The sequence below is a fragment of the Alphaproteobacteria bacterium genome (assembly GCA_033344895.1).
Lineage (GTDB): Bacteria > Pseudomonadota > Alphaproteobacteria > UBA8366 > Aestuariispiraceae > Pacificispira.
Genome location: JAWPMN010000001.1, coordinates 2,825,379 through 2,851,611 on the forward strand (window position 1 = coordinate 2,825,379; position 26,233 = coordinate 2,851,611).

Consider the following 26,233-nt stretch of genomic DNA (forward strand, 5'->3'; position numbering starts at 1 on the left):
TGTTCCTCCGGGGATCGGTACGCGATTGGATGAAGGTGAAAAGAGGGTTAGGCAGCCGAGCGGCGGCGACGGCGTTCGCCACGGCCACCACGGGCGCCCTGCGCTTCGCCTTCCGGAGCCGGCTCGCGGAAGCGCTTGATCCAGGCGGCGCAATCCTTGTCGTGACCGGCGACGACGTCTGCGCCCCAGATCGCGTGCATTTCCTGCTCGTGCAGCGGGTTCATGATGGCGCTGGTCATGCCGGCGCCGACCGCCATGGACAGGAACGCGCCGTTCAGGCCGTGCCGGTTCGGCAGGCCGAAGCTCAGGTTCGATGCGCCGCAGGTCGTGTTGACCTTCAATTCGTCGTGCAGGCGGCGGATCAGGTTCAGGGCGCCGACGCCGGCATTCCCCAGGGCGCCGACCGGCATGACCAGCGGGTCGATGACGACGTCGCAGGCCGGAATGCCATAATCGGCGGCGCGTTCGACAATCTTCTTGGCGACTTCGAAACGGACGTCCGGATCCTCGGAAATGCCGGTTTCGTCGTTGGAGATGCCGACCACGGCGCAATTGTATTTCTTGACCAGCGGCAGGACGACTTCCAGACGCTCTTCCTCGCCGGTGACGGAGTTCAAAAGCGGGCGGCCTTCATAGGCTTCCAGGCCGCGTTCCAGCGCTTCGACGATCGAGCTGTCGATGCACAGCGGCACGTCGGTCAGGCTTTGAACCAGCTTGATGGCCTTCGCCAGGATGTCCGGCTCGTCGGCCAGCGGGATACCGGCGTTGACGTCCAGCATGTGGGCGCCTGCCGCGACCTGGGCCAGGGCATCCCGTTCCACCGTTTCGAAATTGTATTCCTTCATCTCCGCGGCCAGCTTCTTGCGGCCGGTTGGATTGATGCGTTCGCCGATTACGGTGAACGGCTTGTCGAAGCCGATGATGTGCGTCTTGGTTTTCGATTCGATAACGGTTTGGGTCATGGGGTCGCTTCCTTAATGCATGTGCGTCGGCGCGGCCGGATCCCGGGGGCGCCTATTGGGGCAATCGGCTCATGGCGGTGATAAATAACCCAGCGGGCGCGGGCGAACAGCGCGACCGCGCCTCATAACGTCGGAATCGCGCCGTTCTCCTTCCCGCGCCGGGTTGGCGGTGTTTTTCAGACCGTTTCCGCCCGCCGATCCGCGGTATCGGCGGAGAGTTCCGCCTCGGGGAACCGGGTCCAACTGGACACCGGCTCGATCTCGTCGACGACATGTTCGTCCCGGACCCAACCCAGCACCGGACGGAAACCATCCTCCGCCCGATCCCGCAGCATGGCATCCAACGTCGCCGTATGTTCCGGCAGCGAGCCGCCGCCGATCAGGTTGACCGTCCCGTCGCGCAGAGCGGCGTCGAGCCAGGCCGCGCGGCGGGCGTCGCCCGGGCGGAACTGCACAATCCCGTCGGCTGCCGCCAGGCTGCGCGGCCCGAAGCGCGGACCGCCGTCCACGCGCTGCAGCAGGATCGCGACATGGCTCTTCAGTTTCGCGCGGGCCTTGCGTGCGCCTTCCAGCATTGCCTGGATGCGGCCGACGCCGGGCAGAACGTCCAGCAGCAGACCGTCGGCTCCGCCGGCGATCAGGCCTTCCGCCTGGATTGCGACCGCCGCTTCGACCTCACCCGGGGGCACGTCCCAACCATCGTCGCGCAGCACGCCCATCACGAACCGGCGGCGGCCCTGGCCGGGCACGCTGTCGACGGCTTCCGTGGCCGCTTCGGCCGCCTTGAAGTTGATGATGAAGGCTTCTTCCTCCAGCCCGTAGGCTTTCAGGGTCAGAGGATTGGCGCGCAGGCTGTTGGTGCGCACGATGTCGGCCCCGGCCTTCAGGAATGCCGAATGCACCGCCTTGATCTTGTCGTAGCGCGTGAGGTTCAGCACTTCCGGGCATTCGCCTGCGCCGAAGAAGTCGCGATCCGCATCCAGGTCCAGCTCAGGAAGCTTGAGTTCCCGCGTGATCGACCCGTCGGTCAAGAGAACCCGGTTGGTCAGGGCATCGTTGATGGTTCGCATGGGCTTACGCAGCCTCCTCAGTTGCGGGGAAGGGGGACGGGACCGACTTCGGCACGCCAAGGGCGCGGGCGATGGTCAGCGCATCGCGGGTCCGGTTGAGAGTATAGAGATGGATGTGGTCGACGCCTTCGGCGGCCAGCCGCTCGCCCAGGGACACCGTTGTGGCGACCGAGAGGGTCCGGACCGTTTCCGGGTCATCCTCCAGCCCTGCGAAGCGGGCGTCCAGCCATGCCGGTACCGTGGCGCCGCAGCCATCGGCGAAGCGGTGCAGCCCGTCGAGCGACGCAATGGGCAGCAGACCGGGGACAATCGGCTTCTCGATCCCGGCCCGGGCGCATTCGTCGCGGAAGCGCAGGAAAAGATCCAGATCGAAGAAGAACTGCGTGATCGCGTGAGAGGCGCCACCGTCCAGCTTGCGCTTCAGGTGGTCGATTTCCGCGGCACGGGACGGGGATTTCGGATGTCCCTCCGGATAGCAGGCGACACCGATGTCGAAACCGCCGATCCCCGACAGGGCCTCGGTCAGCTCCGCGGCGCACTGAAACTCGCCTTCGCCTTCCGGCGGGGCGTCGCCGCGCAAGGCGACGATCCGGCGAATGCCACGCTCCTTCCAGGATCGCGCCAGCGAGAGCACCCGGTCGCGCGGCTGACCCGTTGCGGTCAGATGGGCGGCGATTGAGCCGGACAGTCCGGCATCGCAGAGCGCGTCCATGGCGGTTTCGCTCCGCCCGCGACCTGACCCTGAGGCCCCGTAGGTCACAGAGACATGACTGCCGGTTCCCGCAAGCGCCCGGACGCTGTCGACAAACTTTGCGGAGGTTCCCGATTTCGGCGGAAAGACCTCGAAGCTGATATAGAGAGGCGACGTCATGCGACCGCGTCCTTTTCGGCTTGGGCCTTGCGGGCGGTCCAGACGCAGACGGTCAGGGCGCCGCCTTCCAGGCGGGTGACATCGGTATCGGTGAAGCCGGCGCCGGCCAGCCATTCCCAGATCTGATCATCCGTGAAGCCGGGCCAGCGATGGGCATGTTCGGCGCGGAGCTCCGCCAGATTGTGACGGGCAAAATCGACGATGACGATGCGGCCGTCCTCCGACAGGGCGCGGGCGGCTTCCGTCAGGGCCTGCTGCGGATCGTCGGAGTAATGCAACACCATGTGCAGCACCGCCGTGTCGAAGTCGCCGTCGTCGCAGGGAATCTGATACATGTCGGCCTGGCGTACTTGGCAGTGCGCTAGGCCGTCGCGTTCGATCGCCGCGCGGGCAACGCGCAGCATGTCGGACGACAAATCGATGCCGACGGCGCTGGTGGCGCGCGGGCCGAAGAGTTCCAGCAGTTTGCCGGTGCCGGTTCCGATGTCCAGCAGACGACCCAGCGGCCAGTCGGCCGTAACGTCGTTCAGGCACTCCGTCAGGGCCGTTTCGTCGACATGCAGGGCGCGGATTCGATCCCACTGTTCGGCGTTGCGTTTGAAATAGGCGGCGGCCTCCGCATCCCGCTTGCGGCGGAGACGGTCCAGACGCTCCAGATCGCGGGACAGGGTCGCATCGTCAAGTGGCAGAAGGTCAAGCACCGCACCGGCGAAGGCAGCGGGGCCGGATTCGTCAGCGGCCGTGCCGGCCAGCCGATAGCGAGCCCAGGTACCCTCCTGGTAGCGGGCCAGGACGCCGCCCTCGACCAGCAGCTTCAGATGGCGGGACAAACGGGGCTGGCTCTGACCCAGCAACCCAACCAGGTCACTGACGGTCAGTTCGGAATGGGCGACGAGGTTCAGAATCCGAAGCCGGGTCGGTTCCGCCACCGCGCGCATTGCCTGTAAGAGCCGTTCCATGGCGCCCTCCTCAATCTAATGTCAATATAACGATATCTTTATATTGTTGTCAATTGCAGAGATTCGAACGGGTATTCTATGGCGGCGGCGGGCAACTGACGGTAAGGTCGTGCGCGGCGCGCCGTGGCGCCGAGCCCAAGATTCAGTCCAGGTTCCGAGACCCATCGCATGCCGTCCGTATCGACCCTCCTCCGCCGCAGTCTGATTGTTCCAGCGGTCCTTGCCTCCCTGCTGATCACCCTGATGTCGGTGCCCGGTGCCGCACGCGCCGAACCGGCGAAGGTGGAGGTCGGGATTTTCGTTTCGTCCCTGTACGATCTGGACTTCTACGAGGAGACGTTCGAAACGATCATCTGGCTGTGGTTCATTCACGACCAGCCCGGATACGATCCCCTGAACACCATCGAATTCACCAATGCCCGGGAATACGAGCGGCTGGAAAGCTACAGCCGCTTTCGTTCGGACGGGCGGCGTTATGTGGCGGCGAAGTACCGGCTGTTGGTGAACCAGTCCTGGGACCTGGCAGACTTTCCGTTCGATTCGCAGCGCATGGATATCGTTCTGGAAAGCGTCGGTCTGGACGCGACGCAGATGCAGTTTGTGTTTGATCGCGAAAACTCCGTGATCGGGAAGGACTTGAACCTGAGCGGGTGGGCGCCGGGTCCGATCCAGGGAGACCCCCGGGTTTTTACCTACAACACGACCTTCGGGGAGGAATCGGCCGATCTTCTGGCCTTTCCGAGGGTGGTGTTCTCGATTCCCCTTGAGCGGGACAATCCGAAACTCTTCTTCGAAGCCTATATCGGCTATCTGATCGCGGTCCTGATGTGTGCCGCGATTTGGCTTACTGCAGCTTCCGGCATGCCGGACTATCGGATCGGCATGATCCTGGCGGCGATTTTTTCCGCCATCGGCAACAAGCACGTGCTGGAAAGCAGCTATCCGTCGTCACCGACGCTGGGATTGGCCGATCATCTGGAGATCAGCACCTTTCTTCTGATCACCGCTTCCATGGTCCTGTCGGTCGGTTGCGAACGTCTGCATTTGATCGGGCGTGACCGGCTGGCGCGCCGGCTGAATTTCGCCGGTATCCCGATTCTTCTGGCGGTCTATGCCATTTTCTTTGCGATCTTCGTGACGACCGCCGCGTCCGGCGGGGCAGCCGGATGAACAGCCGGATGGAGGGGCCGCGGACGACCGGACTGATCGTTGTGGACCGTTCCGATCACGGCTCGTCCGTTGTTCTGGATGACACGGTTCGGCGCGGCGTCGCAGATCTCATGGACGGCGGCGAACTGGATGGACAGGGCGACCGCCGGTTCGGTCCGGACGACCGCGTCGTGATCACGTCGGAGAACGTGCTGGATACTGTGCTGCAGCGGCTCGACGACCCCAGACGTGCTGACCTTATCGATGCGTTGAAGAACAAGAACCGCTGCCGTGAGATGTTGTCCGCGCGGTATCCCGACTTCTACCACCGCCTGCTGCCCCTGACGGATCTGCCAACGTTGGACCTGCCGCCCGGGCGCCGCTTCGTCGTGAAACCGAACCGGGGGTATTTCGCGACGGCGATCAAGATCATCGACTCCGGATCGGACCTTGCCGCGATCCAGGCTGAAATGCGGGCCGAAATTCGAAAGAATGGGGCGGTCTTCGCGGATACGGTCCTGTCGGATGCCGACGTCATCGTCGAGGAGTTCATCGATGGCGAGGAATATGCCGTCGACATGTTCTACGACGGGGCTGGGGCGCCGGTCATCGTAAACATCTACCATCATCCGATCCCGGAAAACCCGGATTACCTGCATGCCCTTTACTATACCAGCAAGCCGGTCTTCGACCGTTTGCATGCCGAGCTGACGGCATGGTTCGAAGGCCTGAACGAGACGCTCGGCGCGTGCGCCTTTCCGATCCATGGCGAGTTCAAGCTGGGCAGCAAGGGCCTCGTCCCGGTGGAACTCAACCCGCTGCGCTTCGGCGGCGACGGGCTGATCGACCTCGCATTCCACTCCTTTGACCTGAATCCCTACGAGGCGTTTTTTTCAGACGCGGCGCCCGACTGGGAGGCGATCTGGCAAGGTCGGGAAGAGAAAATCTATACCTGGATGATGGGCTATGTCGGGACCAATGTGGATGTATCGTCCCACCGGCCGGATCATGGTGCCTTTCAGGCCCTGTTTTCCAACATCCTCAGCGACACATTGCTGAATTACGAAGCCCATCTGGGATTTTCCGTCGTTTACTCCGAGGAAACGGATGTAGCGGCCGTTAGTCGCTTGGTGAACACCGACTTTCGGCAGTTTTTTCGGGAATCAACGGCGTTCTCAGAGGACGCCCTGGCGGAACTGTATCGCCACGGCGTTCGCCTGCACGTGCCGCCTGGCCGCTATGTCTGGCACGAGGGTGATATCGGTGACTATGTGCTGCTGGTGATCGAGGGGGCGCTGGATGTCATGCACCGCAACGGACAGGGGCAGGAGGTCTTTCTGAACAGTATCGGGCCGCGTTCTGTCGTCGGGGAATATGCCGTGATCGACGGGCGGCCACGCTCGGCCGGGGTGCGTGGCGGGCGTGAGGGCTGTACCGCGATGAAGGTCAGCGGGGAGGCGTTTCGCAAGCTGCTGCGGGATGCCCCGGGCCTGTTCGAGGAACTCTACTGGCAGCAGCAAATGCGAATTCGCAAGATGAATGCCCGGATCGGCGAGTTGGAGGCGGAACTGGCTGCCCTGCGGGAGGCGCGCTAGGCGTTGTCCTTCAGATAGGCCAGTTCGATGGCGTGCAGCGCCTCATTGTTGTGAATCACCCCGTCCGCCTCGATCAGCCGCCGGATGCTGACGCGCAGATCGTCCAGCGCATCGGTGCCGTCCGCGTCGACGATGGCCTTTGCGGCCGCCATCATCGTATCGGAATCCGGGTAGAGACGGCGTACCACCTCCCAAAGATCGTCGGGATCGACAGCGTCGTCCCCATAAGTCTTGGTTATGTAGTCGAGCAGGACCGATCGCTCGGCGGGGTGCAGATAACCGTCGCAGCGGGTGAAGAACATCAGCACCGTCAGTTCGTGCCGTGCGGCGCGCAGCAGGGACCGTGCCGCGGTCTCTCCCTCTTCCGGCCCCTCGCGGTCATAGCGGAACCAGTTCAGGAAGGCTTCGGGCGATGAATAGGTGCCGACCGCGCCATGGGGGTCCAGAATGCGTTCGATCCGGTCGAACTGAAACCGGCGAAGGCCGCGCCGCACATGGCAATAGGCGTTCAGGCTCGGCGGTGTGCCTTCGGGTTCCGCAGAGACCAGGGTGATGCGGCGGACGCTGAAATTGTCATTCTCGTCGCGGTATTCGATAACCGCCCCGGCCGGCAGATAGATCCGTGCACCATCCTGCGTCGCCATCATGGTCGCCGGATCCTCGTCCGGTACCTCTTCGATGATCCCGCCCGGCAATGGCGGTCGCGGCGCATTGGCGACCTTGCCGGCGATCTTCTCCAGTTCATTCAGCATGCGTGCCACCCTGCACAATACAATCGACCGCTCATGGCCCTATTAAACACGCGCGGCCCAAACAGTGCCATGGCTTTATCGCGCCATGTCCGCCCTTTCCGGCTTGCGCGGTGCGCATGGCATTGCCTATAGGCAAGCGGATGTTCGGCAAATCACGGCACTGGTGGTGATCGTGTCAGTGACACGCAAAATGGCAGCGGCGCTTCAGGCCTTGCGAGCGGTTCCGACCTGGGGGCTGATCCTTGCCGCCATTGCCTACCTGTTAGCCTGCGCGGCCTTCGCCTCCCTGCTGAATGGCATGGTGGAATGGTCCGGTCCGTATCGGGAGGTGCTGGGCGTCTATCGGTCCGTGTTCGTAGCCCCACTCTCCGACAGCTTTGGGGCAGTGCGCGGATTGCCCGCATTCTGGGACAGTCTGTATCTCGCCATTCTGTTCGGCGCCCTGGTTGCGGGAGCCTGCCTTCGGGCGGAGTACAGGACCTACGTCTTCCTGACGCAACAGAACATTACCAATGTCATCGGCGGACGGGTTCGTAGCCCTGGATCGGCGTTCAGGATGAAGGCATGGATCTATGCGGGGTTCGTCGCCCTGTATGCGCTAGTCCAGGTCGGCTTTGCCATACTGTGGCTCGGGCGGAACCAACTGCTGGCAGGGTTCGGTGGAGATCATGTGTTTCTGATCTACTTGCCGGCCAGCTATTGCGTCCTGTCCTGCCTGGCGGTTCGGCAGACGGGCAGACGAGGACTGACGGCATTCCCCCTGTTCAGCCGAGCCGAAGCGGCCGGCATCGTTTGTGCGCCCTGGGCCGTCGTTCTGCCCGTCGTTCTGCTGGCCTTCACGAACCGCATGTTCGGACTCTAGCCGGTTTGCGGCAACCACTGCGCGGGCGAGGTAGCCGTTTCAGCCCCACTCCCGCGCACCGTCGGCGAAATAGTCCCAGAGATAATCGGCGAAGCTCCAGCGGATCATCACATCGAACGTATCGCCTTCGACCAGGGTGATGAAGATAGTCGCGTGATGGAAACCGGTTCCGGTGGCCTGGCCAGGGGTGAAGCGGTTCGGATGGAGATCCAGGGCGCAGCCCTTGGCCAGCAATTCGCGCGACAGGCTGCCCGATATCCGGATCACCGTATAGTAATCCGACAGATCGACCACGGCCTTGCTGACGCCGTCCAAGGCAGCCCGCAGGTCGTCGATCAGTTTCGTCTGGCCATCCGCCTCAGTCCAGATCAGCCATTCGTCAAACGCCTTCCAGAATACGCGTATGCCGCCCTTCTGGGCCGAGGACATCGGTTCGGTCGGCAGGGCCACGCCCAGGACCTTCTTTACCGCCTCGGCAAAGGCCTTGTTGCCGGCATCGCCGCGCAGGGTGACCTTGCCCAGATAGGGCAACTCGGTGATCGAAAGACCCTCGATCTGGACCGGTGTCTTGGCGGTCAGCGGGGTATCGGCCGTCACGCCGGGTTGGATCGCATCAGCCATTGGTCCGCGTCCCTTCCTTATCGAAGAAAACCGTATCGGTGATCGTCACCTTCTCTACTCGGCCGCTCATCAGAGGGACGGAGAGCGTATCGCCCTTGCGATTGTGACCGTCGGCCACAAGGGCCAGTGCGATCGAACGACCGACATTCGGGCTGAAATAGCTGGATGTGACATGGCCCAGCGTCTTCATCGGCGGCTTGGGTTTCACGTCTTCCACCACGTGCGCGCCTTCCGGCAGGACGAAGTTCGGATCCTGCGTCAGCAGGCCGACCAGCTGCTTCCGGCCCTCACGGGCGGTATCGCTGCGCGCGAAGGAACGGCGCCCCAGGAAGTCGTCCTTCTTCTTCGAGACAATCCAGTTCATGCCGAGATCCATCGGCGTCACCGTGCCGTCGGTATCCTGACCGACGATGATGAAACCCTTCTCGGCGCGCAGAACGTGCATGGTCTCGGTGCCGTAGAGGCAGAGGTCGTGCTTCTTGCCGGCCTCCCGCAGGGCGTTCCAGACATGCAGGCCATAGCGTGCCGGCACGTTGATCTCATAGGCCAGATCGCCGGTGAAGCTGATCCGGTAGACCCGCGCGGGGGCACCCGCGACCTTGCCTTCCTGCATCGCCATGAAGGGGAAGGTTTCCGGATCAAGGTCCAGGGCCGTCAGTTCGGACAGCAGCGCGCGGGAGTTCGGTCCCGTGATGGTGCAGACCGCCCATTGTTCGGTGACGGATGTGAAGTAGACATCCATCTGCGGCCATTCGGTCTGGGACCATTCTTCCAGCCAGCCCAGGACGCGCGCGGCGCCGCCGGTCGTGGTGGTCATATGGAAATGATCGTCGGCCAGCCGCGTGGTAACGCCGTCGTCGAAGACCATGCCGTGCTCGTTCAGCATCAGGCCGTAACGGGCGCGACCCGGCTTCAGGTTGTCCCATTTGTTGGTATAGACCCAGTTCAGGAACTCTGCGGAATCCTTGCCCTGGATGTCGATCTTGCCCAGGGTCGAGGCGTCCAGCATACCGACGGATTCCCGGACCTGGCGGCATTCGCGCATCACCGCTTCGTCCATCGTCTCCTTCCCCTGCGGGAAGTACCAGGGGCGCTTCCAGTCACCGACATCCTCGAACACCGCGCCCGCATCCAGATGCGCCTTGTGCATCGGGGTGGTGCGTTCCTGCAGGAACAGCTTGTTGCGGTTCTGTCCGGTGACGGCACCGAAGGTGATCGGTGTGTAGGGCGGGCGGAAGGTGGTCGTACCGACTTCCGGGATCGCCGCATTGCGAATTTCGGCCATGATCGCCAGGGCGTTGACGTTGGAGGTCTTGCCCTGGTCCGTGCCCATGCCGGTCGTCGTGTAGCGCTTCAGATGCTCGACCGAGATATAGCCTTCGCGCGCCGCCAGATGAATGTCCGACGCGACGACGTCGTTCTGGTGGTCGTGGAAATGCTTGGCCTTGCCGTGGCCCAGCGGCTTCTTGCCGGGCACGGTCCAGACCATGCGCATGGCGCCGTATTCGATGTCGTCCGTCGCGGGTGTCGGCGGGGCAGCGCCCGAGCCGAAGCCGACGGCCTTTGCCGCCGTTGCGCCGGTGGCGAAGCCTTGGGACAGGCAGTCCTTCAGGGCGAAGGCGCCGTTGCCCGATCCCGCGGAGACCGGCTTCCACGGGCCGGCAAAACCCGGCACAAAGCACTGGTGTTCTTCATCCCAGTTCAGTTTACCGCGCGCCTGGCTCCACAGATGGACCGTCGGGTTCCAGCCATTGGAATGGGCCAGGATATCGCAGGGCAGGGCGGTCGTGTCGGAGACGATGGTGCGATTGTCTTCGCCCAGTTTGGCAATCTCGCAACTGCCGACGGCATGCTTGCCGGCAGTGGCAACAACGGCATAGCCCTTGAAGAGTCGGATTCCGGCCTCTTCCGCCAGCGCGACCAGGACGCCTTTCGGGTCGTCGCGCAGATCGACAACGGTTACCTCCCGCGCGCCGGCCGCCTTTGCGTCCAGGGCGGTCTTGTAGGCGGTGTCGTTGTTCGTAAAGACGACGATCTCGCGTCCCGGCAATACGCCGAACCGATTGATATAGGTGCGCAAGGCCGAGGCCAGCATGATACCGGGGCGGTCATTGTCCGCGAAGACCAGCGGGCGTTCGATGGCGCCCTGTGCCAGCACGACCCGTTTGGCGCGGATCTTCCAGAAACGCTGACGCGGCACGCTGTCGTCTTCCTGCGGTCCCAGATGATCCGTGACCCGTTCCAGTGCCGTCAGGAAGTTGTAGTCGTAGTATCCGGAAACCGTCGTCCGGCGCAGCACCGTGACCTCGTCCAGACTTTCCAACTCGGCCACGGCATCGGCGACCCATTCCAGGGCAGGTTTGCCGTCGATCTCGGCATCGTCGCCTAGCAGCGATCCGCCGAATTCGTTCTGTTCGTCGGCCAGGATGACGCGCGCGCCGGCGCGACCCGCTGCCAGCGCGGCTGCCAGACCGGCCGGTCCGCCGCCAACGATCAGAACGTCGCAATGGGCAAATTTCTGGGCATAGGAATCCGGGTCGCGTTCCATCGGGGATTTGCCCAGACCGGCGGCGTTTCGGATGATCTTTTCATAGACCGGCTCCCACCAGGAGGACGGAAACATGAAGGTCTTGTAGTAGAACCCGGCCGGGAACAGCTTCGCGAATTTCTGGTTGATGGACTGCAGGTCGAACTTCACGGACGGCCAGCAGTTCTGGCTCGACGCGCTTAACCCGTCGAACAGTTCGACCATCGTGGCGCGGGTGTTCGGCTCCGTCCGGTTGCCTTCGCCCAGTTGCACAAGCGCGTTCGGTTCCTCCGACCCGGCGGTCATGATACCGCGCGGGCGGTGATACTTGAAGCTGCGGCCGACCAGCTTGACGCCATTGGCCAGCAGGGCTGATGCCAATGTATCGCCGCGGTACCCGGTATAGGACTTGCCGTCATAGGTGAAGGTCAGGGGCTGCGACCGGTCGATCCGGCCCTTGCCGTTCAGTCGGTAGGTCTGGCTCATCTTACTTACCTTCGCTCGACTCGAGCTCGTCGCGGCTCGACAGGCCATCCCAGTCGGCCGGCGGGTTCGGCGCGTCCTCACCCATCTTGTAGCTGTCCCACATCACATCGGTGACGGTATGCCGGACGGCATTGAACCAGCGGCCGCAGCCCTGGGTGTGAACCCATCGTTCGGCATGAACACCCTTGGTGTTGTCACGGGTGTAGATGTACTCGCCCCATTCCTGGTCCGATATCTTGTCGGGATCGGCGGGGCGGGCGATATGGGCTTCGCCGCCATAGGAGAATTCGGTCTGTTCGCGCCAGCCGCACCAGGGACATTTTACGAGAAACATGGCTTAGCTCCTTAGTGCGCGACGGCGGCGGCGGCCGCTTCGTCGATCAGGGCGCCGGTATGGAACCGGTCCATGGTGAACGGCGCGGCGATCGGGTGCATTTCGCCCTTTGCGATGGAATGGGCAAAGACATGGCCCGAACCCGGCGTGGCCTTAAACCCGCCAGTGCCCCAGCCGCAGTTGAAGTACATGTTCTCAACCGGGGTCTTGGTGATGATCGGCGACCGGTCGACAGTCACGTCGGTAATCCCGCCCCATTGCCGCAGCATGCGCACGCGGCTGAAGATCGGATACAGTTCGATCACCGGCCCGACCACATGTTCGATCTGATCGAAACTGCCGCGCTGGGAATAGGAGATGTAGGGGTCGCCCGACCCGCCGATGACCAGTTCGCCCTTATCGGACTGGCTGATATAGGCGTGAATCGCGTTGGACATGATCACGCAATCGACAATCGGCTTCATCGGTTCGCTGACGAAGGCCTGCAGCGGGAAGCTTTCCAGCGGCATGCGGAAACCGGCCATTTCGGCGACGACGGAGGAATGACCCGCCGCGACGACGCCGACCTTGTTCGCGCCGATGGAACCGCGCGTGGTTTCAACGCCCTTCACGACGCCGTTTTCGATCTTGAAGCCGGTCACTTCGCAATTCTGGATGATGTCGACGCCCATGGAATCAGCCGCGCGGGCGTAGCCCCAGGCCACCGCATCATGGCGGGCGGTGCCGCCGCGCCGCTGCAGCAGTGCACCCATCACCGGATAGCGGCAGTTCAGATTGATGATCGGCACCATTTCCTTGACCTGCTCGGGGGTCAGGAATTCGCTGTCGATGCCGTTCATGTAGATCGCGTTGCCGCGCCGGCCGATCTCCTGCATGTCATGGACATTGTGCGCCAGGTGCAGAAGGCCGCGCTGGGAGAACATGACATTGTAGTTCAGTTCGTCGCTAAGCCCTTCCCACAGGTTGACCGCGTGGTCGTACAGCGCCGCCGACTCATCCCAGAGGTAGTTCGACCGGACAATCGTGGTGTTGCGGCCGGTGTTGCCGCCGCCCAGCCAGCCCTTTTCCAGGACGGCGACATTGGTGATGCCGCATTCCTTGGCCAGGTAGTAGGCCGTCGCCAGGCCGTGACCGCCACCGCCGATGATGATGACATCATAGGACGGTTTCGGGTCGGGGCTGCGCCAGGCGCGTTCCCAGTCCTGATGGTGGTTCCGTGCGTTCCGCGCGATGGCGAAGATCGAATATTTCTTCATGGTTCGGAGGTCCTTCATCCCAGGACCGTATCCATAAGGCCGACCGCGTTTCGTCCCTTTCAGAACTGCGACAGCCTTCACAAAGATTGCGACGGCGCCGTTACGGGCGGTATGACGCGGATTGACAAGGTGCCCGATCTGGCCCCATAGGCGAATGACGCATATCGGCAAGCCGATCCGGGGAGGAAAAACGGCGACTTGCAGGATGGGCGGTTAGGTAGGCAAACTGTCATATCGCTGACATGTCGCGTATGCGTTAGTCAGTCGATCTGCGATTGGGTGGTCGATGGCAACTCGAATGTTCAAGCCCGTTGCGGGTTCGGGGCCCGACAAAGTCGTCTTTGTCCTGATTCCGAATTTCTCGATGATCGCCCTTTCGGGCGTCGTGGAACCCATGCGCCTGGCCAACCGGATCAGCGGCAAGACCCTGTATCAGTGGGAAACCGCCAGCCGCGATGGAGAGGCCGTTCTGGCATCCAATGCCTTTCCGATCCAGACTGACAAATCCGTGGCGGACTACAATCAGGCCCCCAGCAACGTCATTCTGTGTTCGGGGCTGGAAGCCCATGTCTACAAGGACAATGCGGTTTTCGGCTGGCTGCGCCGCTGGGCGCGGGAAGGCAGCCATATCGGTGCAATCTGCACCGGTGCCCACGTTCTGGCCCATGCCGGATTGCTGAAAGGGTATCGCTGCACAATTCATTGGGAAAACCTGGACAGCTTTACAGAGGAATTTCCCGAACTGGACGTCCGTGCGGAGCTGTTCGAGGTTGATCGCGACCGGTTCACCTGTGCCGGCGGCGTGTCCGGCCTCGACATGATGCTGAACGAAATCTCGACGCGCCATGGTCAGGAACTGGCTGCCGCCGTTGCCGAACAGTTCATGCATGAGCGCATGCGTGAAGGCCATGACGATCAGCGTCTGCCGCTGCAGGCCCGTCTGCGCATCAGTCACCCGAAGCTGATCCGCGCGATTTCCGAGATGGAGCGTCACACCGAGGAGGCGCTGACCCGTGACGAGATTGCCGATCGTGTTGGTTTGTCGCGCCGCCAGTTGGAGCGACTGTTCCGGCGCTATCTGAACACCAGCCCTGCGCGCTATTATCTGAAACTCCGCCTGAACCGGGCGAAGACACTGCTGACCCAGACGACCATGCCGGTGACGGAGGTTGCCTTTGCCAGCGGGTTCACGTCGGCCTCGCATTTCTCCAAATGCTACCGCGACATGTTCGGTCGCACGCCGCGCGCGGAACGGCGCGGTCCCGGCGGTGGGACACCGTCGGATGACGACGCGCTGGACGAGGATCTGGGTGATGATCTGGCCGGCGACGAGATTGACGACGACGCGGTCGAGGCGATGGGATGACATTCGCGCCACCGGCATCGAAAGAAGTGTCGGCGGCGTTCCTGAAGCTGCCTGTGGCGTTGCGCGGCATCCTGCACCCCGTTCGGGATCTGATCTTTGAAACCGCAATGCGGACACCTGAAAGCGGTCGGGTCGTGGAAGCCCTGAAGTGGGGGCAGCCGTCCTACCTCACGGAAAAGCCCAAGAGCGGAACGACCCTTCGGTTGGGCCCGGCACCGGATAATCCGGCGCGCGGTGCGCTTTTCGTTCATTGCAGCACGACGTTGATCGCGGATTTCCAGGCCCGGTACGGCGATCTGTTCGAATATTCAGGCAACCGGGCGCTTGTGCTGCCGACGGATCCAGGGAAATGCCGGGACGCGTTGATGCACTGTATTGCGCTGGGACTGACCTATCACAGTCGGAAATAGGTCAGGGGCTCTCCGAGGCATCCACGGGAATGTTCAGGCCGACTTTTACATCGTCCATGACGACATTGGTCTGAAACCGCTGCACATTCGAGTTCTGGAAGAAATACCGGCGGGTGAACTCCTCGTATTCCTTCATATCGCGCGCCGTCAGGATGACGATGAAATCGGCGTTTCCGGTTACATAATAGCACTGCATCACATGCGGCGCGGCCCGCATGGTACGCTTGAATTGGTCGAGGACCTCCGGGCGTTCGCGCTCCATCGTCACTTCGACGATCAGGGTCAGTTTCCGGCCCACCGCCTCCGGCGACAGGACTGAGATGTCGCGTGCAATCGTGCCGTTCTTGCGCAGGCGCTTCAGCCGTTTCTGGCAGGCCGCGGGCGACAGTCCGACAAGCTCGCTCAGCTTCTCTGCGGTCAGGCGGTTGTTCTCCTGCATCAGATTCAGCAGTCGGGCGTCGAATTCATCCATCTGACCCTCGATAATATTTGGCGCTGAATTCCTGGAAGTGGAGGAATTTCGTACCATGAAGTGCAAAGAGCGACGAAATTCATCATCTCTACTGGAATAGGATGGAACCCGTTCGGTCGTCAAATACGCTCAGGTTGCGCCATGCCAGACACCATGGAAGATCCCACACGGTTCCAGTCGCTGATGCGGGGCTGGCGCCATGACCTTCACCGTCACCCGGAATTGGGATTCGATCTGCCGCGTACCGCCGGTTTCGTAGCGGAGACATTGCGCGGCTTTGGACTGTCTGTTGAGGAGGGGATCGGCGGCACCGGCGTCGTCGGCGTCCTGCGCCGGGGGAACGGTCCTTCGATTGGCCTGCGTGCGGATATGGATGCCCTGGCGATCCAGGAGGAGAACGGCTTCGACCATGCGTCCACGGTGCCTGGTCGCATGCACGCCTGCGGGCATGACGGCCACACCGCGATGCTGCTGGGGGCGGCCAAGCGCCTGAGCGAGGAGGGCGGCTTCGACGGTGAGGTCGTCTTCATTTTCCAGCCGGCCGAAGAGCACGGCCTGGGCGCGAAGGCGATGATGGCCGACGGTCTGTTCGAGCGGTTTCCGGTGCGATCGATTTTTGCGCTTCACAACATGCCGTCTCTGCCGACCGGGCATGTGGCCGTCAGACCCGGCCCGATCATGGCCTGCGAAGACAATTTCGAGATCGTCGTTCAGGGACGGGGCGGGCATGCCGCACTTCCCCATATGACAGTCGACCCCATCGTGACCGGGTCGGAGATCGTGCTTGCCCTGCAGACCCTGGCGTCGCGGCATCTGGACCCGTTGGAACCCTGCGTTCTGTCGGTAACGGATTTCGATGTCGCCGCGACGCGTAACGTGATCCCGGACAAGGTTGTTCTGCGCGGCGATGTGCGGGCCTTCACGTCCCAGCAGCAATCGGCGATCGAAGCGGGTATGCGCCGGATCGCGGCCGCTATTGCCGAGGCCCATGGCGCAACGGCGACCGTAAGCTACAGCCACGAGTTTGCCGCAACCATCAACGCCCCGGAAGAGGCAGCTCAGCTTGCGGAAAGCGCCGTCCATCACCTTGGGGCGGATCAGGTCAATCAGGATTGCCGCCCGGTCATGGCTTCGGAGGATTTCGGCTTCATGTTGCGGGAAAAGCCCGGCTGCTACTTCCTTCTGGGCAATGGCGGCACAGGACCAGGGGGCTGCGGTCTTCACAGCCCGAATTATGATTTCAACGACGCGATACTGACGGTCGGGTCCGGGCTTTGGGTCCGACTGGTCCGCGATATCTTGCCGACGGGGGAGTGACCCATGATGGATCTGTCCGAAATGCACGGCGGCGACATGGTGCTGCATCACAATGACAAGGCGCAGACCGGAATTCCGTATCCGGCAGGGCTGGGGTCGGTTCTGGATTCCGCGCTTTGCGACAGCGCGAGGACGGCGATCTCCCAATGGCCCGGCTATGCACCGACGCCACTTGTCGATCTGTCGGAAGCCGCCCGGAGCCTTAATCTGGCATCCATTTACTACAAGGATGAGGGACCACGTTTCGGTCTGGGCAGTTTCAAGGCGCTGGGCGGGGCCTATGCGGTGCTGAAGCTGCTGGGGCGGGAGTTGCGGTCCGAAACCGGTATTCCCTTGCCGGAGGATGAGATCGCCCAGGGGCGTCACGCGGACCGGGCTGCGGGTGTCACTGTCGTCACCGCTACGGATGGAAATCACGGCCGGTCGGTGGCCTGGGGTGCGCGGATGTTCGGCGCCGGCTGCAAGATTTACATGCATGCCGGTGTCAGTCCGGGCCGTGCCCGCGCGGTGGAGGATTTCGGCGCGGAAGTTGTCTGGGTTGACGGGAACTATGATGAATCGGTCCGCCGTGCCGCGCAGGATGCGTCGGCCAACGGCTGGCACATCGTTTCGGATACATCCTATGACGGCTACATGGACCTGCCGCGTCATGTCATGGCCGGATATACCGTGATGGTGTCGGAACTTGTCGGACAGATACCGACCGCTGCGCCGCCCAGCCATGTTTTTCTGCAGGGCGGCGTCGGCGGATTGGCCGGTGCCGTCGCGGCTGGTCTGTGGCAGCACTACGGCGCCGATCGCCCGCGCGTGGTGGTGGTGGAGCCGGACCGGGCCCCCTGCCTCTATCGCAGCGCCGTCCAGGGTACGCCCGTCGCAATCGACATTGTCGAGGAGACGGTGATGGCGGGCCTGTCCTGCGGCGAGGTTTCCCTGCTGGCCTGGGAGGTGCTGAAGGCGGGGGCGGATGACTTCATGACGGTATCGGACGATTGGGTCGCCCCGCTGATGCGGGGGCTGGCGCAGGGCGCGCGCCCGATTGTGGCCGGGGAATCCGCGGTTGCCGGACTGGCCGGATTGGTCGCGGCCTGCAAATCGCCGGATGCGGCGGCGGCGCTGGGGCTGGACAATTCCGCGCGGGTGCTCGTGATCGGAACGGAAGGGGCCACGGACCCTGAAATCTATGAATCCATCGTCGGACATCCGCCGGCGGAAATTGCGGCGTAGGGGAAGCATCATGGCGGATCGGGGGGACGCCGCAAGACCGCGTCGCGGGTTCGAAGTGGCGGAGTTCGAGGGCCGCACGGCACGGGCCCAGTCGGCGATGCGGGCCGCCGGGATGGATGCGATCCTGCTGACCAACGAACCGGAGGTTCGTTACTTCACTGGCTTCCATACCCAGTTCTGGGAGAGCCCGACCCGTCCCTGGTTTGTCCTGCTGCCCCTGTCGGGCAAGCCGGTTACGATCATTCCGGAGATCGGACGGGCCGGCATGGAGGCGACCTGGATCGACGATATCCGATGCTGGCCGGCACCGCGCCCGGCCGATGATGGTGTGTCGCTGTTGACCCAGGCCCTGGCGGACCTGCCGCGCCGGTTCGGCCGGCTGGGTGTGCCCATGGGACACGAAAGCCTGGTTCGCATGCCCCTTGCGGATTTTCTGAAGATTCTTGGCGATCTGGAGGGGCTGGAGCCGGTCGACGCGGCCCCGTTGCTGCATCGCCTGCGCTTCGTGAAGTCCCCGGCGGAGATCGCGAAAATCCGGCATGTCTGCGAGATCACGTCCGGCGCGTTCGAAGCCCTGCCTGCGCTGATGCGGACGGGGATGAGCGAACTGGAGATCTGCCGCGCCTTCCGGATCGATCTGCTGCAGCGTGGCGCCGATAACTCGCCCTATCTGATCGCCGGGTCCGGGCCGGGCGGCTATGACAGTATCATCATGGGGCCGACCGATCGCATTTTGGACGAAGGCGATGTGCTGATCATCGATACCGGCACCACTTATGACGGCTACTTCTGCGATTTCGACCGGAATTTCGCCTTTCAGCGCGCGGAGGAAGACCTGCAGCGCGCCTATCGCACCGTTTACGAGGCGACGGAAGCCGGGTTCCGGGCGGCCCGTCCCGGGGCGACCACCAGCGATGTCTGGTCCGCCATGTGGCAGGTCATGGAACGTGGCGGCGCATTGGGCAATTCTGTCGGGCGCCTGGGGCATGGACTGGGCATGGAACTGACCGAATGGCCGTCCAATACACCGGACGACGGCACGCTGCTGGAACCGGGCGCCGTCCTGACCCTGGAACCGGGCATGGAATTCGCGCCGGGCCGCCAGATGGTGCACGAGGAGAATATCGTGGTGACAGAGGACGGGGCGGAATGGCTGACCCGTCGTGCCGCGTCCGAAATTCCGGTCGTGGATTGAAGGGGGCGAAATGCGATACGACGACCTGACATTCGACTATGAGCTGGAGACGATCGATCCCCTCGGCCGGATCGGTGTCATCACCCTGGCGACAGATTTCAACATCGAAAGCGATCTGCGCCGGATTGTGCCCCAAGGTGTCGAGATTCTGACCAACCGGGTTCTGAACGCCAATCCGGTGACTCTCGAGAGCCTGCGTGCGATGGGCCCCGATATTGCCCGGGCGGCCGCCGGTATTCTGCCGAATGTCGGCGTCGATGCGATGATCTACGCCTGCACGTCGGGTACGGCGGCAATCGGCGAAAAGATTGTCGCGGATGCGATCCGGTCGGTCTGGCCCGACGTCCCGGTGACCAATCCGCTGCGCGCCGCCTGTGAGGCATTCAAGGCATTGGAGGCGAGGCGGCTGTCGATCCTGACGCCCTATATCCGCGAAGTGAACGCGACCCTGGTCACAGAAATCGAGGCACGGGGGTATGAGGTCCTGAATGTCGGAGGCTTCAACATCGACAGTGACTTTGACGCGACGCGGATTCCGCCATCCGCAATTGCCGCGGCTGCCCATCGGATTCTCGATCCGTCAGCGGACGCCCTGTTCATCTCCTGCACGGCACTGCGAGCGGCCGAGGTGGTTGCAGAACTGGAGGCCGCGTTGAACCTCCCTGTGGTGTGCAGCAATCAGGCGCTGGCCTGGCACAGTCTGAGGCTGACTGGCTGTTCTGTACGGCCGAGTGGTTTCGGCCGGCTGTTCGACGTGTAGCTGCGGGGCGCTTCAGGACGGCTGTGCCGGCCCCTGCGCCGTGTCTTCCGGAAGCACCAGCTCCCAGTCCTCGCCGGCGGCAAGCAGGCAGGTTATCCCTTCGGTGTTGGTGTGGACAAAGGTCCATGTTCCTTCCGGAGAGACGAACAGTTCGACCAGAGATCCTCCGCTGGTCATGCCGATGGCCGACTGGCGCTCCTGATACCGGGCAGAAAGTCGTGTGATGATCGCATCACGGGGACCGCAGACTTGTGGCCCACCCTGAGCGGCAGCCCTTTGAGGTGCCGCGGTAATACCTGCCGCCAGCGCAACGACAATACCGAAACCGATAACTGTTCGAAGCATGATGTTCTCCTTAGTCCGAACATAAGGTTACAGTATCGTGACGTATTCATCTATGAATTGGGAAACATCTAACATGATTGTTTTGTTACTGTAATGTGACAGAAGCCTAGAAATTCTGCCGCGACGACAAGAGTCCATATTGCGCAAGAACCGGAATGAAGTCCGGTCCGGAATGTTCGAATGTCCGTTCCCATTCGCCAGCATTCGAACGACACCGGGACCGGATCATGATCACGCTTTATGACTATCTGCCGTCTCAGAACGCCTACAAGGTGCGTTTGCTCCTGAACCAGCTACGGCAGCCCTATCGAACAGAGATCATCAGCATTTTCGAAGGTGAGGGGCAGAAGGAAGCCTTTCTGCGGGCCAATCCGATGGGCGCCGTGCCCGCCATTCAACTGGAAGACGGCAGCTTCATTGCGGAATCAAATGCCATTCTTACATTCCTGGCCGATGGCAGCCGGTTCCTGCCCGACGACCCCGCGATGCGCGGGTGGGTCATGCAGTGGCTGTTCTTTGAGGCCGACTATGTGCAGAACGGCATCGCGTCGCTGCGCTACTGGACTTTGACCGGCAAACTGGCGAGTCTGGGAGCGGAACTGGTCGATCAACGGCGCGGCACGGCCCTGCGGACGCTGGGCGTGCTCGAACGGGAACTGGCGGGGCGGTCGTTTCTGGCGGGGGCGGACTACACGATCGCGGATATCGCCGTCTTCGCCTACGTCCACCGGACGGACGAGGCCGGACTGCCACTCGCCGAGTATGGAAATGTCGTCGCCTGGATTCGTCGAGTGATGGACCAACCCGGTTACGTTGCCAAGGTGTACCCCTACAGTATCGATCCGCATTCCCGGGGCGAGCTCTGATATCGGGACCCATCACGGAGTAAGCTCGGGAGTGCCGATATTGGGCACTCCGGCAACCAAACCGGGCCCTGAACGTTTCTGACGTGAACCACTTGCCATTTTCCCTGGCCTAACCTCGGCCCGAACGCGCTGAAAGCGCGAAGGCTGCCGGTCGGCCGGACCGAAGGGGGTTACGTCATGAAACTGCGCCGAATTGTGATTCCACTGTCGACATTGCTGGTCGCCGGGGCGGCCGCGCCGATCATCGCGCATACGCGGGCGGAAATAGCCCATGCTGAGAAGGTCTCGGCAGAGCGGGATCTTGTCGCCTCGGTCTCCGATACGGATGCCGGGGCCGCTCCGGAACAGACGCGTCCGCTCATTCCACCGCCTGCTGACTCCTTGCTGGGCGAACCGCTCGACGGAAAACTGGCGGCTGAAATCGAAGATACGCTGACAAGCGGTTTTCTGCGCCAAGAACTCGGCGGAGACGTGGCGCCGGGCGCCATTGATGCCGCAAGGGCCGTTTACGCCCGCCAGCTCTTCGAGCCTGTCTGGAATCGCGACGGAGCAGAAGCGCTCGCCGATTTCGGGGCGCAGCTTTTCGATTACGGCGTTGCCCCGGAGGAGACCCTGGAGCGGGATATCGACGCGCTGATCGCCGACCGTTTCGAGGGAGACAAGGCGGCACGGGCAAGGGCCGACATTTTGATGACCTCAGCATTTCTGCGCATGCTTGGTGCGATTAGCGGCGGCCTGATGGATGAAGGGGAAGTCATCCGGGTCGATGAATCCAGCCCTGCGATCGCGGCGCTTCCCGCCGCAATCAAGAGTGCCGGGAAAGGCGACCTTGAAAGCCAGATTCAGCAGTTCGAGCCCGATCATCCGCAATATCGGGGGCTGCGACGGGTGCTGCAGGACTATCGGGAAATTCTGCATGACGGCGGCTGGCGGGCGATCCCGTCGGGCGGGCTGATCCGCCCCGGGGACAGCGACCCGCGCGTACCGCTGCTTCGGGATCGACTGACGCGAGAAGGCTATGACGTCGCTAAGCCTTCGCCGGAACTGAGCCAGCCGGCGCCGGAGGCACTGTACGACGACAGGCTGGTTGCGGCGGTTGAGCGGTTCCAGAAGCGTCACGGTCTGGAGGTGGACGGTGTGATTGGCCCCCGGACGCTGGATGCGATGAATGAGAGTGTGTCATCGAAAATCGACCGTATTGCCGATGCGATGTATCGCTGGCGCAAGCAGGGCGACATGGGCGCCCGGTACATCTGGGCCAATATTCCGTCCTTCACGGCCGAAGGCTGGAGCGACGGTGTGAAGGAGATTTCCTCCAAGACGGTTGTCGGGCGCCGCGGGCGCGAGACCCCGGTCTTCTCGGATGAGGTCGAATACATCGTGGCCAACCCGAAATGGTATGTGCCGGTCAGCATCGCCCGCCGCGACAAGCGGCCGAAACTGAGCGAGGATCCGTCCTACGCGCTGCGCAAGGGATACCGGGTCTATGAACGTGCCTCTGGGGTTGAGGTGTCTGCCGCCCAGGTCGACTGGAGCGATCCGGAGTCTGTCAAACGGTACCGTTTGGTGCAGCAACCAGGTGAAGACAACGCGCTGGGCGCATTGAAGATCATCTTTCCGAACCAGTATTCCGTCTATCTTCACGATACCCCCAGCCGTTCCCTGTTCGACGAGGCGAGTCGCGCGTTCAGTTCCGGATGCGTGCGTCTGGAGCGACCGGTTGAGATGGCCCGCTGGGTCGCCGGAAAGAGCGGTGAGGATCTGGCGGATCGTATTGATGACGCGCTGAAGGACGTCGAACAGGACAAACATATCCCGTTGCGGAAATCTGTTCAGATCCACATCACCTACATGACGGTCACTGTGGACGATACCGGGGCGCCTTATTTCTGGCGGGATATTTACGGCCGCCACGACGGTATCATATATGCTGAGCAGTATGCTCCGATGCGCGATGTCGCCGAATCGGAAACCGAGACAACGAATTCGGACATGACCGCCCGCCGATGAGCAAAAATTTGATTGGCCTGTTGGCCGCAGGATTGACGCTTGCGCTCGCCTTCGTAGTCCCCGTCGCATCGGTAGCGGCCGCCGAACCCGCGATTTCCCTGAATGGGAAGGCAATCCCCTATTCCATCTGGCACCGACTTGTGATGCCGGGGGAAACGCTACGCCTGAAGCTGCCGGAAGGATATTCCGCCGAGGTGAACGGCGAGGCCGTATGGTGGTCCAGTTGGACCGCCCCCGACACGGCGGGCAATCGAACGATGAAGATCTTCGATGCCGAGGACCGGGAGGTCGCGCAGATTACCCTCTTCATCCTGAAACCGACGAAGGAGATCGATGATCGGGGCTATCTGGAGGGGTACCGGATCGGGCACTACCCCCGGAACACGCCGAAGGGGCTGATCCGGCTGGATCGGGAAGACATGCATCTGCCCATCTCGCCAACGCTGACCATCGGGCAGTTCATCTGCAAACAGCAGATGTCCCATTATCCAAAATTCCTGCTGGTTTCCGAACCGAACATCCTGCGCCTGGAAGCGCTGCTGACGGAACTGCGCAAGGAGGGCATCACGGATGCGGAGCAGTTCTTCGTCATGAGCGGATACCGGACGCCGTTCTACAACACCGCGATTGGCTCAGCGCGGCTGTCCCGCCACATGTTCGGCGATGCCAGCGACATCTATATCGACGTCGCGCCGCGCGACGGGGTGATGGACGACCTGAACGGGGACAATCGGATCGACAAGCGGGACGCCGATTTCCTTTACGATTTCGCAGCCGAACTCTTCTCGCGCCGTACGGATCTACCCCGCGGCGGATTGGGCGCCTATCGTGCGAATGCCTTCCATGGTCCGTTCCTGCACATTGACGGGCGCGGCAAGCGTGCGCGCTGGGGCCGGTAGGACTTTCGGAACCAAAGAAAAAGCCGCCCCGGCACATCACCGGGGCGGCTTGAATTTGGGATGAGGCGGCTTGTGAACCCGCCGTCTAGTCCTTGAGGCTCTTGACGATTTTCTCGACCATCTGCTTGGCATCGCCGAACAGCATGGTCGTGTTGTCCCTGAAGAACAGCTCGTTCTGGACACCGGCATAGCCCGATGCCATGGACCGCTTCAGGAACAGGACCTGTCCGGCATCCTCCACGTTGAGGATGGGCATGCCGTAGATCGGCGAGGTCTTGTCCGTCTTCGCCGCCGGGTTGGTCACGTCGTTTGCGCCGATGACGAAGGCTACGTCGGTGGAAGCGAAATCGTTGTTGATCTCCTCCAGTTCGAACACTTCGTCATAGGGCACGTCGGCCTCGGCCAGCAGCACGTTCATATGGCCGGGCATGCGGCCCGCGACCGGGTGAATGGCATACTTTACCTCGACGCCTTCCGCCTTCAGCAGGTCGGCCATTTCCCGAAGCGCATGCTGCGCCTGGGCGACGGCCATGCCATAGCCCGGGACGATGATGACACTGTCGGCATTTTTCATCATGAAGCCGGCATCTTCCGGGCCGCCGGACTTGACCGGACGGTCGTCGTCACCGCCGGCAGCGGCGGCCGTGGTTTCGCCGCCGAAGCCACCCAGGATCACGTTGATGATCGACCGGTTCATCCCCTTGCACATGATGTAGCTCAGGATCGCGCCCGACGCGCCGACCAGGGCCCCGGTCACGATCAGGGCCGTATTCCCCAGCGTGAAGCCGATGCCCGCCGCCGCCCAGCCGGAATAGCTGTTCAGCATGGAGACGACGACCGGCATGTCGGCGCCGCCGATCGGCACGATCAGAAGGATGCCGATGACGAAGCTCAGCAGTACGATGGCCCAGAACAGCCAGGCTTCCTGCGTTACGCAGAATCCGGCGACCAGAGCGACCAGCAGGATGCCCAGCCCCGCATTCAGCGGATGCTGACCGGCAAAGATCAGCGGTTTCGAACTGATCACGCCCTGCAGTTTGCCGAAGGCGATGATCGACCCGGTGAAGGTGACGGCCCCGATGGCCGTGCCCAGGGACATCTCGATCAGCGAGGCCACGGCGATGTCGCCCGCGGTACCGATATTGTAGGCTTCCGGCGCATAGAAGGCGGCACCCGCCACGAAGACGGCGGCCAGGCCGACCAGGCTGTGGAAGGCGGCGACCAGTTGAGGCAACGCCGTCATTTCGATCTTCCGGGCAATGACCGTCCCGATCGTGCCACCGATCAGAATCCCCAGAATGATCCATTCGTAGGACAACACCGACGGCATCGCCAGTGTGGTGACGACCGCGATGGCCATCCCCACCATGCCGAAGCGATTGCCGTTTCGTGCGGTTTCAGGGTGACTCAGCCCCCGCAGTGCCAAGATGAAACACACTGCGGCAACGAGATATGCGTAACCGGCCCATTCCATTGTCGGTCTCCTTTCCCGCCGCGCTTAGCGCTGTTTCTTCTTGAACATCGACAGCATCCGGTTCGTCACCACGAAGCCGCCGAAGATGTTGACGCTGGCCAGGACCACGGCAATGAAGCCGAAAACCTTGGACAGGTTCAGGTCCGTCGGGCCCGCTGCAATCAGCGCGCCGACGATAATGACCGACGAGATGGCGTTGGTAACGCCCATCAGCGGCGAATGCAGCGCCGGCGTGACCGACCAGACGACGTAGTAGCCGACGACGCAGGCTAGGACGAAGGCCGTGAAGAGGTGCAGGAACGGCGTGCCGGTGGCCGCTTCGGCCGCGGCGACGGCGCCGGTCGGGTCCATGGCGGCAACCTTGTCGGAAAGGGCGGCGGCCTGATCGGCAAGCGCCTGCGCCTGTTCCTTGAGGGTGGCCGCGGTATCGCTAAGGGTCTGTTGATCCATC

At 62.6% G+C, this 26,233-nt stretch carries 25 protein-coding genes; 12 read left to right on the top strand and 13 right to left on the bottom strand.

The features are described 5' to 3' along the window. Window positions 1–47 precede the first annotated feature (47 nt). From R8L07_13760 to R8L07_13775, 4 genes are all read right to left on the bottom strand, one after another. A complete protein-coding gene (locus R8L07_13760; GenBank protein ID MDW3206595.1) occupies window positions 48–962 on the bottom strand; it encodes a methyltetrahydrofolate cobalamin methyltransferase in 915 nt (304 codons plus the stop codon). A gap of 176 nt (window positions 963–1,138) precedes the next feature. Continuing rightward, window positions 1,139–2,032 carry a homocysteine S-methyltransferase family protein gene (locus R8L07_13765; GenBank protein ID MDW3206596.1) on the bottom strand — a complete coding sequence of 298 codons (894 nt, stop codon included), beginning with the start codon at window positions 2,030–2,032 and terminating at the stop codon, window positions 1,139–1,141. Window positions 2,033–2,036: 4 nt separating this feature from the next. After that, window positions 2,037–2,903 carry a methylenetetrahydrofolate reductase gene (locus R8L07_13770; protein ID MDW3206597.1) on the bottom strand — a complete coding sequence of 289 codons (867 nt, stop codon included), beginning with the start codon at window positions 2,901–2,903 and terminating at the stop codon, window positions 2,037–2,039. Further along, complete coding sequence (locus R8L07_13775) at window positions 2,900–3,862, bottom strand: metalloregulator ArsR/SmtB family transcription factor (GenBank protein MDW3206598.1); 963 nt, start codon at window positions 3,860–3,862, stop codon at window positions 2,900–2,902. Before R8L07_13775 ends, R8L07_13770 begins: the two co-directional genes overlap by 4 nt. Window positions 3,863–4,030: 168 nt before the next feature. Between R8L07_13775 and R8L07_13780 the strand changes: the two genes are divergently transcribed. Together R8L07_13780 and R8L07_13785 are read left to right on the top strand one after the other, a co-directional pair. Further along, window positions 4,031–5,032 carry a hypothetical protein gene (locus R8L07_13780; GenBank protein ID MDW3206599.1) on the top strand — a complete coding sequence of 334 codons (1,002 nt, stop codon included), beginning with the start codon at window positions 4,031–4,033 and terminating at the stop codon, window positions 5,030–5,032. After that, window positions 5,029–6,606 (top strand): ATP-grasp domain-containing protein, encoded by a 1,578-nt coding sequence (locus R8L07_13785; protein ID MDW3206600.1) that lies wholly within the window; start codon window positions 5,029–5,031, stop codon window positions 6,604–6,606. Before R8L07_13780 ends, R8L07_13785 begins: the two co-directional genes overlap by 4 nt. On the opposite strand, the gene R8L07_13790 is transcribed toward R8L07_13785, so the two are convergent. After that, on the bottom strand, window positions 6,603–7,358 hold the full coding sequence (locus tag R8L07_13790; GenBank protein MDW3206601.1) for a hypothetical protein: 756 nt from the start codon (window positions 7,356–7,358) through the stop codon (window positions 6,603–6,605). The genes R8L07_13785 and R8L07_13790 overlap by 4 nt on opposite strands. 178 nt (window positions 7,359–7,536) lie before the next feature. Here R8L07_13790 and R8L07_13795 point away from each other — a divergent pair, with 178 nt between their 5' ends. After that, a complete protein-coding gene (locus R8L07_13795) occupies window positions 7,537–8,220 on the top strand; it encodes a hypothetical protein (GenBank protein MDW3206602.1) in 684 nt (227 codons plus the stop codon). A gap of 39 nt (window positions 8,221–8,259) precedes the next feature. On the opposite strand, the gene R8L07_13800 is transcribed toward R8L07_13795, so the two are convergent. From R8L07_13800 to R8L07_13815, 4 genes are read right to left on the bottom strand one after another with little or no spacing between them, the layout of a single operon-like run. Then, window positions 8,260–8,841, bottom strand: coding sequence for a sarcosine oxidase subunit gamma family protein (locus R8L07_13800; protein ID MDW3206603.1), 582 nt, complete (start codon window positions 8,839–8,841; stop codon window positions 8,260–8,262). Continuing rightward, a complete protein-coding gene (locus tag R8L07_13805; GenBank protein MDW3206604.1) occupies window positions 8,834–11,854 on the bottom strand; it encodes a sarcosine oxidase subunit alpha in 3,021 nt (1,006 codons plus the stop codon). Before R8L07_13805 ends, R8L07_13800 begins: the two co-directional genes overlap by 8 nt. Before the next feature lies 1 nt (window position 11,855). Next, on the bottom strand, window positions 11,856–12,188 hold the full coding sequence (locus tag R8L07_13810; GenBank protein ID MDW3206605.1) for a sarcosine oxidase subunit delta: 333 nt from the start codon (window positions 12,186–12,188) through the stop codon (window positions 11,856–11,858). An 11-nt stretch (window positions 12,189–12,199) separates the two neighbouring features. Beyond that, window positions 12,200–13,444, bottom strand: a complete 1,245-nt coding sequence (locus tag R8L07_13815; GenBank protein ID MDW3206606.1) for a sarcosine oxidase subunit beta family protein — start codon at window positions 13,442–13,444, stop codon at window positions 12,200–12,202. A 298-nt stretch (window positions 13,445–13,742) separates the two neighbouring features. Here R8L07_13815 and R8L07_13820 point away from each other — a divergent pair, with 298 nt between their 5' ends. After that, window positions 13,743–14,810, top strand: coding sequence for a GlxA family transcriptional regulator (locus tag R8L07_13820; protein ID MDW3206607.1), 1,068 nt, complete (start codon window positions 13,743–13,745; stop codon window positions 14,808–14,810). After that, window positions 14,807–15,220 carry a DUF1801 domain-containing protein gene (locus tag R8L07_13825; protein MDW3206608.1) on the top strand — a complete coding sequence of 138 codons (414 nt, stop codon included), beginning with the start codon at window positions 14,807–14,809 and terminating at the stop codon, window positions 15,218–15,220. Before R8L07_13820 ends, R8L07_13825 begins: the two co-directional genes overlap by 4 nt. A 1-nt stretch (window position 15,221) precedes the next feature. Here R8L07_13825 and R8L07_13830 read toward each other — a convergent pair whose 3' ends face one another. Beyond that, window positions 15,222–15,692, bottom strand: a complete 471-nt coding sequence (locus R8L07_13830) for an Lrp/AsnC family transcriptional regulator (protein MDW3206609.1) — start codon at window positions 15,690–15,692, stop codon at window positions 15,222–15,224. Between the two features lie 141 nt (window positions 15,693–15,833). Between R8L07_13830 and R8L07_13835 the strand changes: the two genes are divergently transcribed. From R8L07_13835 to R8L07_13850, 4 genes are read left to right on the top strand one after another with little or no spacing between them, the layout of a single operon-like run. Then, the gene (locus R8L07_13835) at window positions 15,834–17,009 is read left to right on the top strand and encodes an amidohydrolase (protein MDW3206610.1); all 1,176 of its coding nucleotides are present in this window, start codon (window positions 15,834–15,836) and stop codon (window positions 17,007–17,009) included. Between the two features lie 3 nt (window positions 17,010–17,012). Then, complete coding sequence (locus R8L07_13840; GenBank protein ID MDW3206611.1) at window positions 17,013–18,233, top strand: diaminopropionate ammonia-lyase; 1,221 nt, start codon at window positions 17,013–17,015, stop codon at window positions 18,231–18,233. Window positions 18,234–18,243: 10 nt separating this feature from the next. After that, entirely contained in the window at window positions 18,244–19,428 is a 1,185-nt protein-coding gene (locus R8L07_13845; GenBank protein ID MDW3206612.1) for a Xaa-Pro peptidase family protein, read from the top strand. A gap of 10 nt (window positions 19,429–19,438) precedes the next feature. Further along, the gene (locus R8L07_13850) at window positions 19,439–20,188 is read left to right on the top strand and encodes an aspartate/glutamate racemase family protein (protein MDW3206613.1); all 750 of its coding nucleotides are present in this window, start codon (window positions 19,439–19,441) and stop codon (window positions 20,186–20,188) included. Between the two features lie 12 nt (window positions 20,189–20,200). On the opposite strand, the gene R8L07_13855 is transcribed toward R8L07_13850, so the two are convergent. After that, window positions 20,201–20,533 carry a hypothetical protein gene (locus tag R8L07_13855; GenBank protein MDW3206614.1) on the bottom strand — a complete coding sequence of 111 codons (333 nt, stop codon included), beginning with the start codon at window positions 20,531–20,533 and terminating at the stop codon, window positions 20,201–20,203. A 227-nt stretch (window positions 20,534–20,760) separates the two neighbouring features. Between R8L07_13855 and R8L07_13860 the strand changes: the two genes are divergently transcribed. The 3 genes from R8L07_13860 to R8L07_13870 all read left to right on the top strand — a co-directional run bounded on the left by R8L07_13860 (window position 20,761) and on the right by R8L07_13870 (window position 24,308). After that, window positions 20,761–21,399, top strand: coding sequence for a glutathione S-transferase family protein (locus R8L07_13860; GenBank protein ID MDW3206615.1), 639 nt, complete (start codon window positions 20,761–20,763; stop codon window positions 21,397–21,399). Window positions 21,400–21,576: 177 nt separating this feature from the next. Then, a complete protein-coding gene (locus R8L07_13865; GenBank protein MDW3206616.1) occupies window positions 21,577–23,409 on the top strand; it encodes a L,D-transpeptidase family protein in 1,833 nt (610 codons plus the stop codon). Beyond that, on the top strand, window positions 23,406–24,308 hold the full coding sequence (locus tag R8L07_13870; protein ID MDW3206617.1) for a D-Ala-D-Ala carboxypeptidase family metallohydrolase: 903 nt from the start codon (window positions 23,406–23,408) through the stop codon (window positions 24,306–24,308). Before R8L07_13865 ends, R8L07_13870 begins: the two co-directional genes overlap by 4 nt. An 85-nt stretch (window positions 24,309–24,393) precedes the next feature. Here the strand turns inward: R8L07_13870 and R8L07_13875 are convergent, their stop codons facing one another. Both R8L07_13875 and R8L07_13880 read right to left on the bottom strand, forming a co-directional pair. Then, window positions 24,394–25,782 carry an NAD(P)(+) transhydrogenase (Re/Si-specific) subunit beta gene (locus tag R8L07_13875; GenBank protein ID MDW3206618.1) on the bottom strand — a complete coding sequence of 463 codons (1,389 nt, stop codon included), beginning with the start codon at window positions 25,780–25,782 and terminating at the stop codon, window positions 24,394–24,396. A gap of 24 nt (window positions 25,783–25,806) precedes the next feature. Continuing rightward, on the bottom strand, window positions 25,807–26,232 hold the full coding sequence (locus R8L07_13880; protein MDW3206619.1) for an NAD(P) transhydrogenase subunit alpha: 426 nt from the start codon (window positions 26,230–26,232) through the stop codon (window positions 25,807–25,809). Window position 26,233: the final 1 nt, after the last annotated feature.

Coding starts and splice junctions, on each gene's coding strand:
- R8L07_13775 (MDW3206598.1), bottom strand. CDS start 3,862: ATGGAACGGCTCTTACAGGCAATGCGCGCGGTGGCGGAACCGACCCGG.
- R8L07_13790 (MDW3206601.1), bottom strand. CDS start 7,358: ATGCTGAATGAACTGGAGAAGATCGCCGGCAAGGTCGCCAATGCGCCG.
- R8L07_13880 (MDW3206619.1), bottom strand. CDS start 26,232: ATGGATCAACAGACCCTTAGCGATACCGCGGCCACCCTCAAGGAACAG.
- R8L07_13845 (MDW3206612.1), top strand. CDS start 18,244: ATGGCGGATCGGGGGGACGCCGCAAGACCGCGTCGCGGGTTCGAAGTG.
- R8L07_13765 (MDW3206596.1), bottom strand. CDS start 2,032: ATGCGAACCATCAACGATGCCCTGACCAACCGGGTTCTCTTGACCGAC.
- R8L07_13830 (MDW3206609.1), bottom strand. CDS start 15,692: ATGGATGAATTCGACGCCCGACTGCTGAATCTGATGCAGGAGAACAAC.
- R8L07_13875 (MDW3206618.1), bottom strand. CDS start 25,782: ATGGAATGGGCCGGTTACGCATATCTCGTTGCCGCAGTGTGTTTCATC.
- R8L07_13760 (MDW3206595.1), bottom strand. CDS start 962: ATGACCCAAACCGTTATCGAATCGAAAACCAAGACGCACATCATCGGC.
- R8L07_13840 (MDW3206611.1), top strand. CDS start 17,013: ATGATGGATCTGTCCGAAATGCACGGCGGCGACATGGTGCTGCATCAC.
- R8L07_13805 (MDW3206604.1), bottom strand. CDS start 11,854: ATGAGCCAGACCTACCGACTGAACGGCAAGGGCCGGATCGACCGGTCG.
- R8L07_13780 (MDW3206599.1), top strand. CDS start 4,031: ATGCCGTCCGTATCGACCCTCCTCCGCCGCAGTCTGATTGTTCCAGCG.
- R8L07_13870 (MDW3206617.1), top strand. CDS start 23,406: ATGAGCAAAAATTTGATTGGCCTGTTGGCCGCAGGATTGACGCTTGCG.
- R8L07_13785 (MDW3206600.1), top strand. CDS start 5,029: ATGAACAGCCGGATGGAGGGGCCGCGGACGACCGGACTGATCGTTGTG.
- R8L07_13815 (MDW3206606.1), bottom strand. CDS start 13,444: ATGAAGAAATATTCGATCTTCGCCATCGCGCGGAACGCACGGAACCAC.
- R8L07_13810 (MDW3206605.1), bottom strand. CDS start 12,188: ATGTTTCTCGTAAAATGTCCCTGGTGCGGCTGGCGCGAACAGACCGAA.
- R8L07_13820 (MDW3206607.1), top strand. CDS start 13,743: ATGTTCAAGCCCGTTGCGGGTTCGGGGCCCGACAAAGTCGTCTTTGTC.
- R8L07_13825 (MDW3206608.1), top strand. CDS start 14,807: ATGACATTCGCGCCACCGGCATCGAAAGAAGTGTCGGCGGCGTTCCTG.
- R8L07_13800 (MDW3206603.1), bottom strand. CDS start 8,841: ATGGCTGATGCGATCCAACCCGGCGTGACGGCCGATACCCCGCTGACC.
- R8L07_13770 (MDW3206597.1), bottom strand. CDS start 2,903: ATGACGTCGCCTCTCTATATCAGCTTCGAGGTCTTTCCGCCGAAATCG.
- R8L07_13860 (MDW3206615.1), top strand. CDS start 20,761: ATGATCACGCTTTATGACTATCTGCCGTCTCAGAACGCCTACAAGGTG.
- R8L07_13835 (MDW3206610.1), top strand. CDS start 15,834: ATGCCAGACACCATGGAAGATCCCACACGGTTCCAGTCGCTGATGCGG.
- R8L07_13850 (MDW3206613.1), top strand. CDS start 19,439: ATGCGATACGACGACCTGACATTCGACTATGAGCTGGAGACGATCGAT.
- R8L07_13865 (MDW3206616.1), top strand. CDS start 21,577: ATGAAACTGCGCCGAATTGTGATTCCACTGTCGACATTGCTGGTCGCC.
- R8L07_13855 (MDW3206614.1), bottom strand. CDS start 20,533: ATGCTTCGAACAGTTATCGGTTTCGGTATTGTCGTTGCGCTGGCGGCA.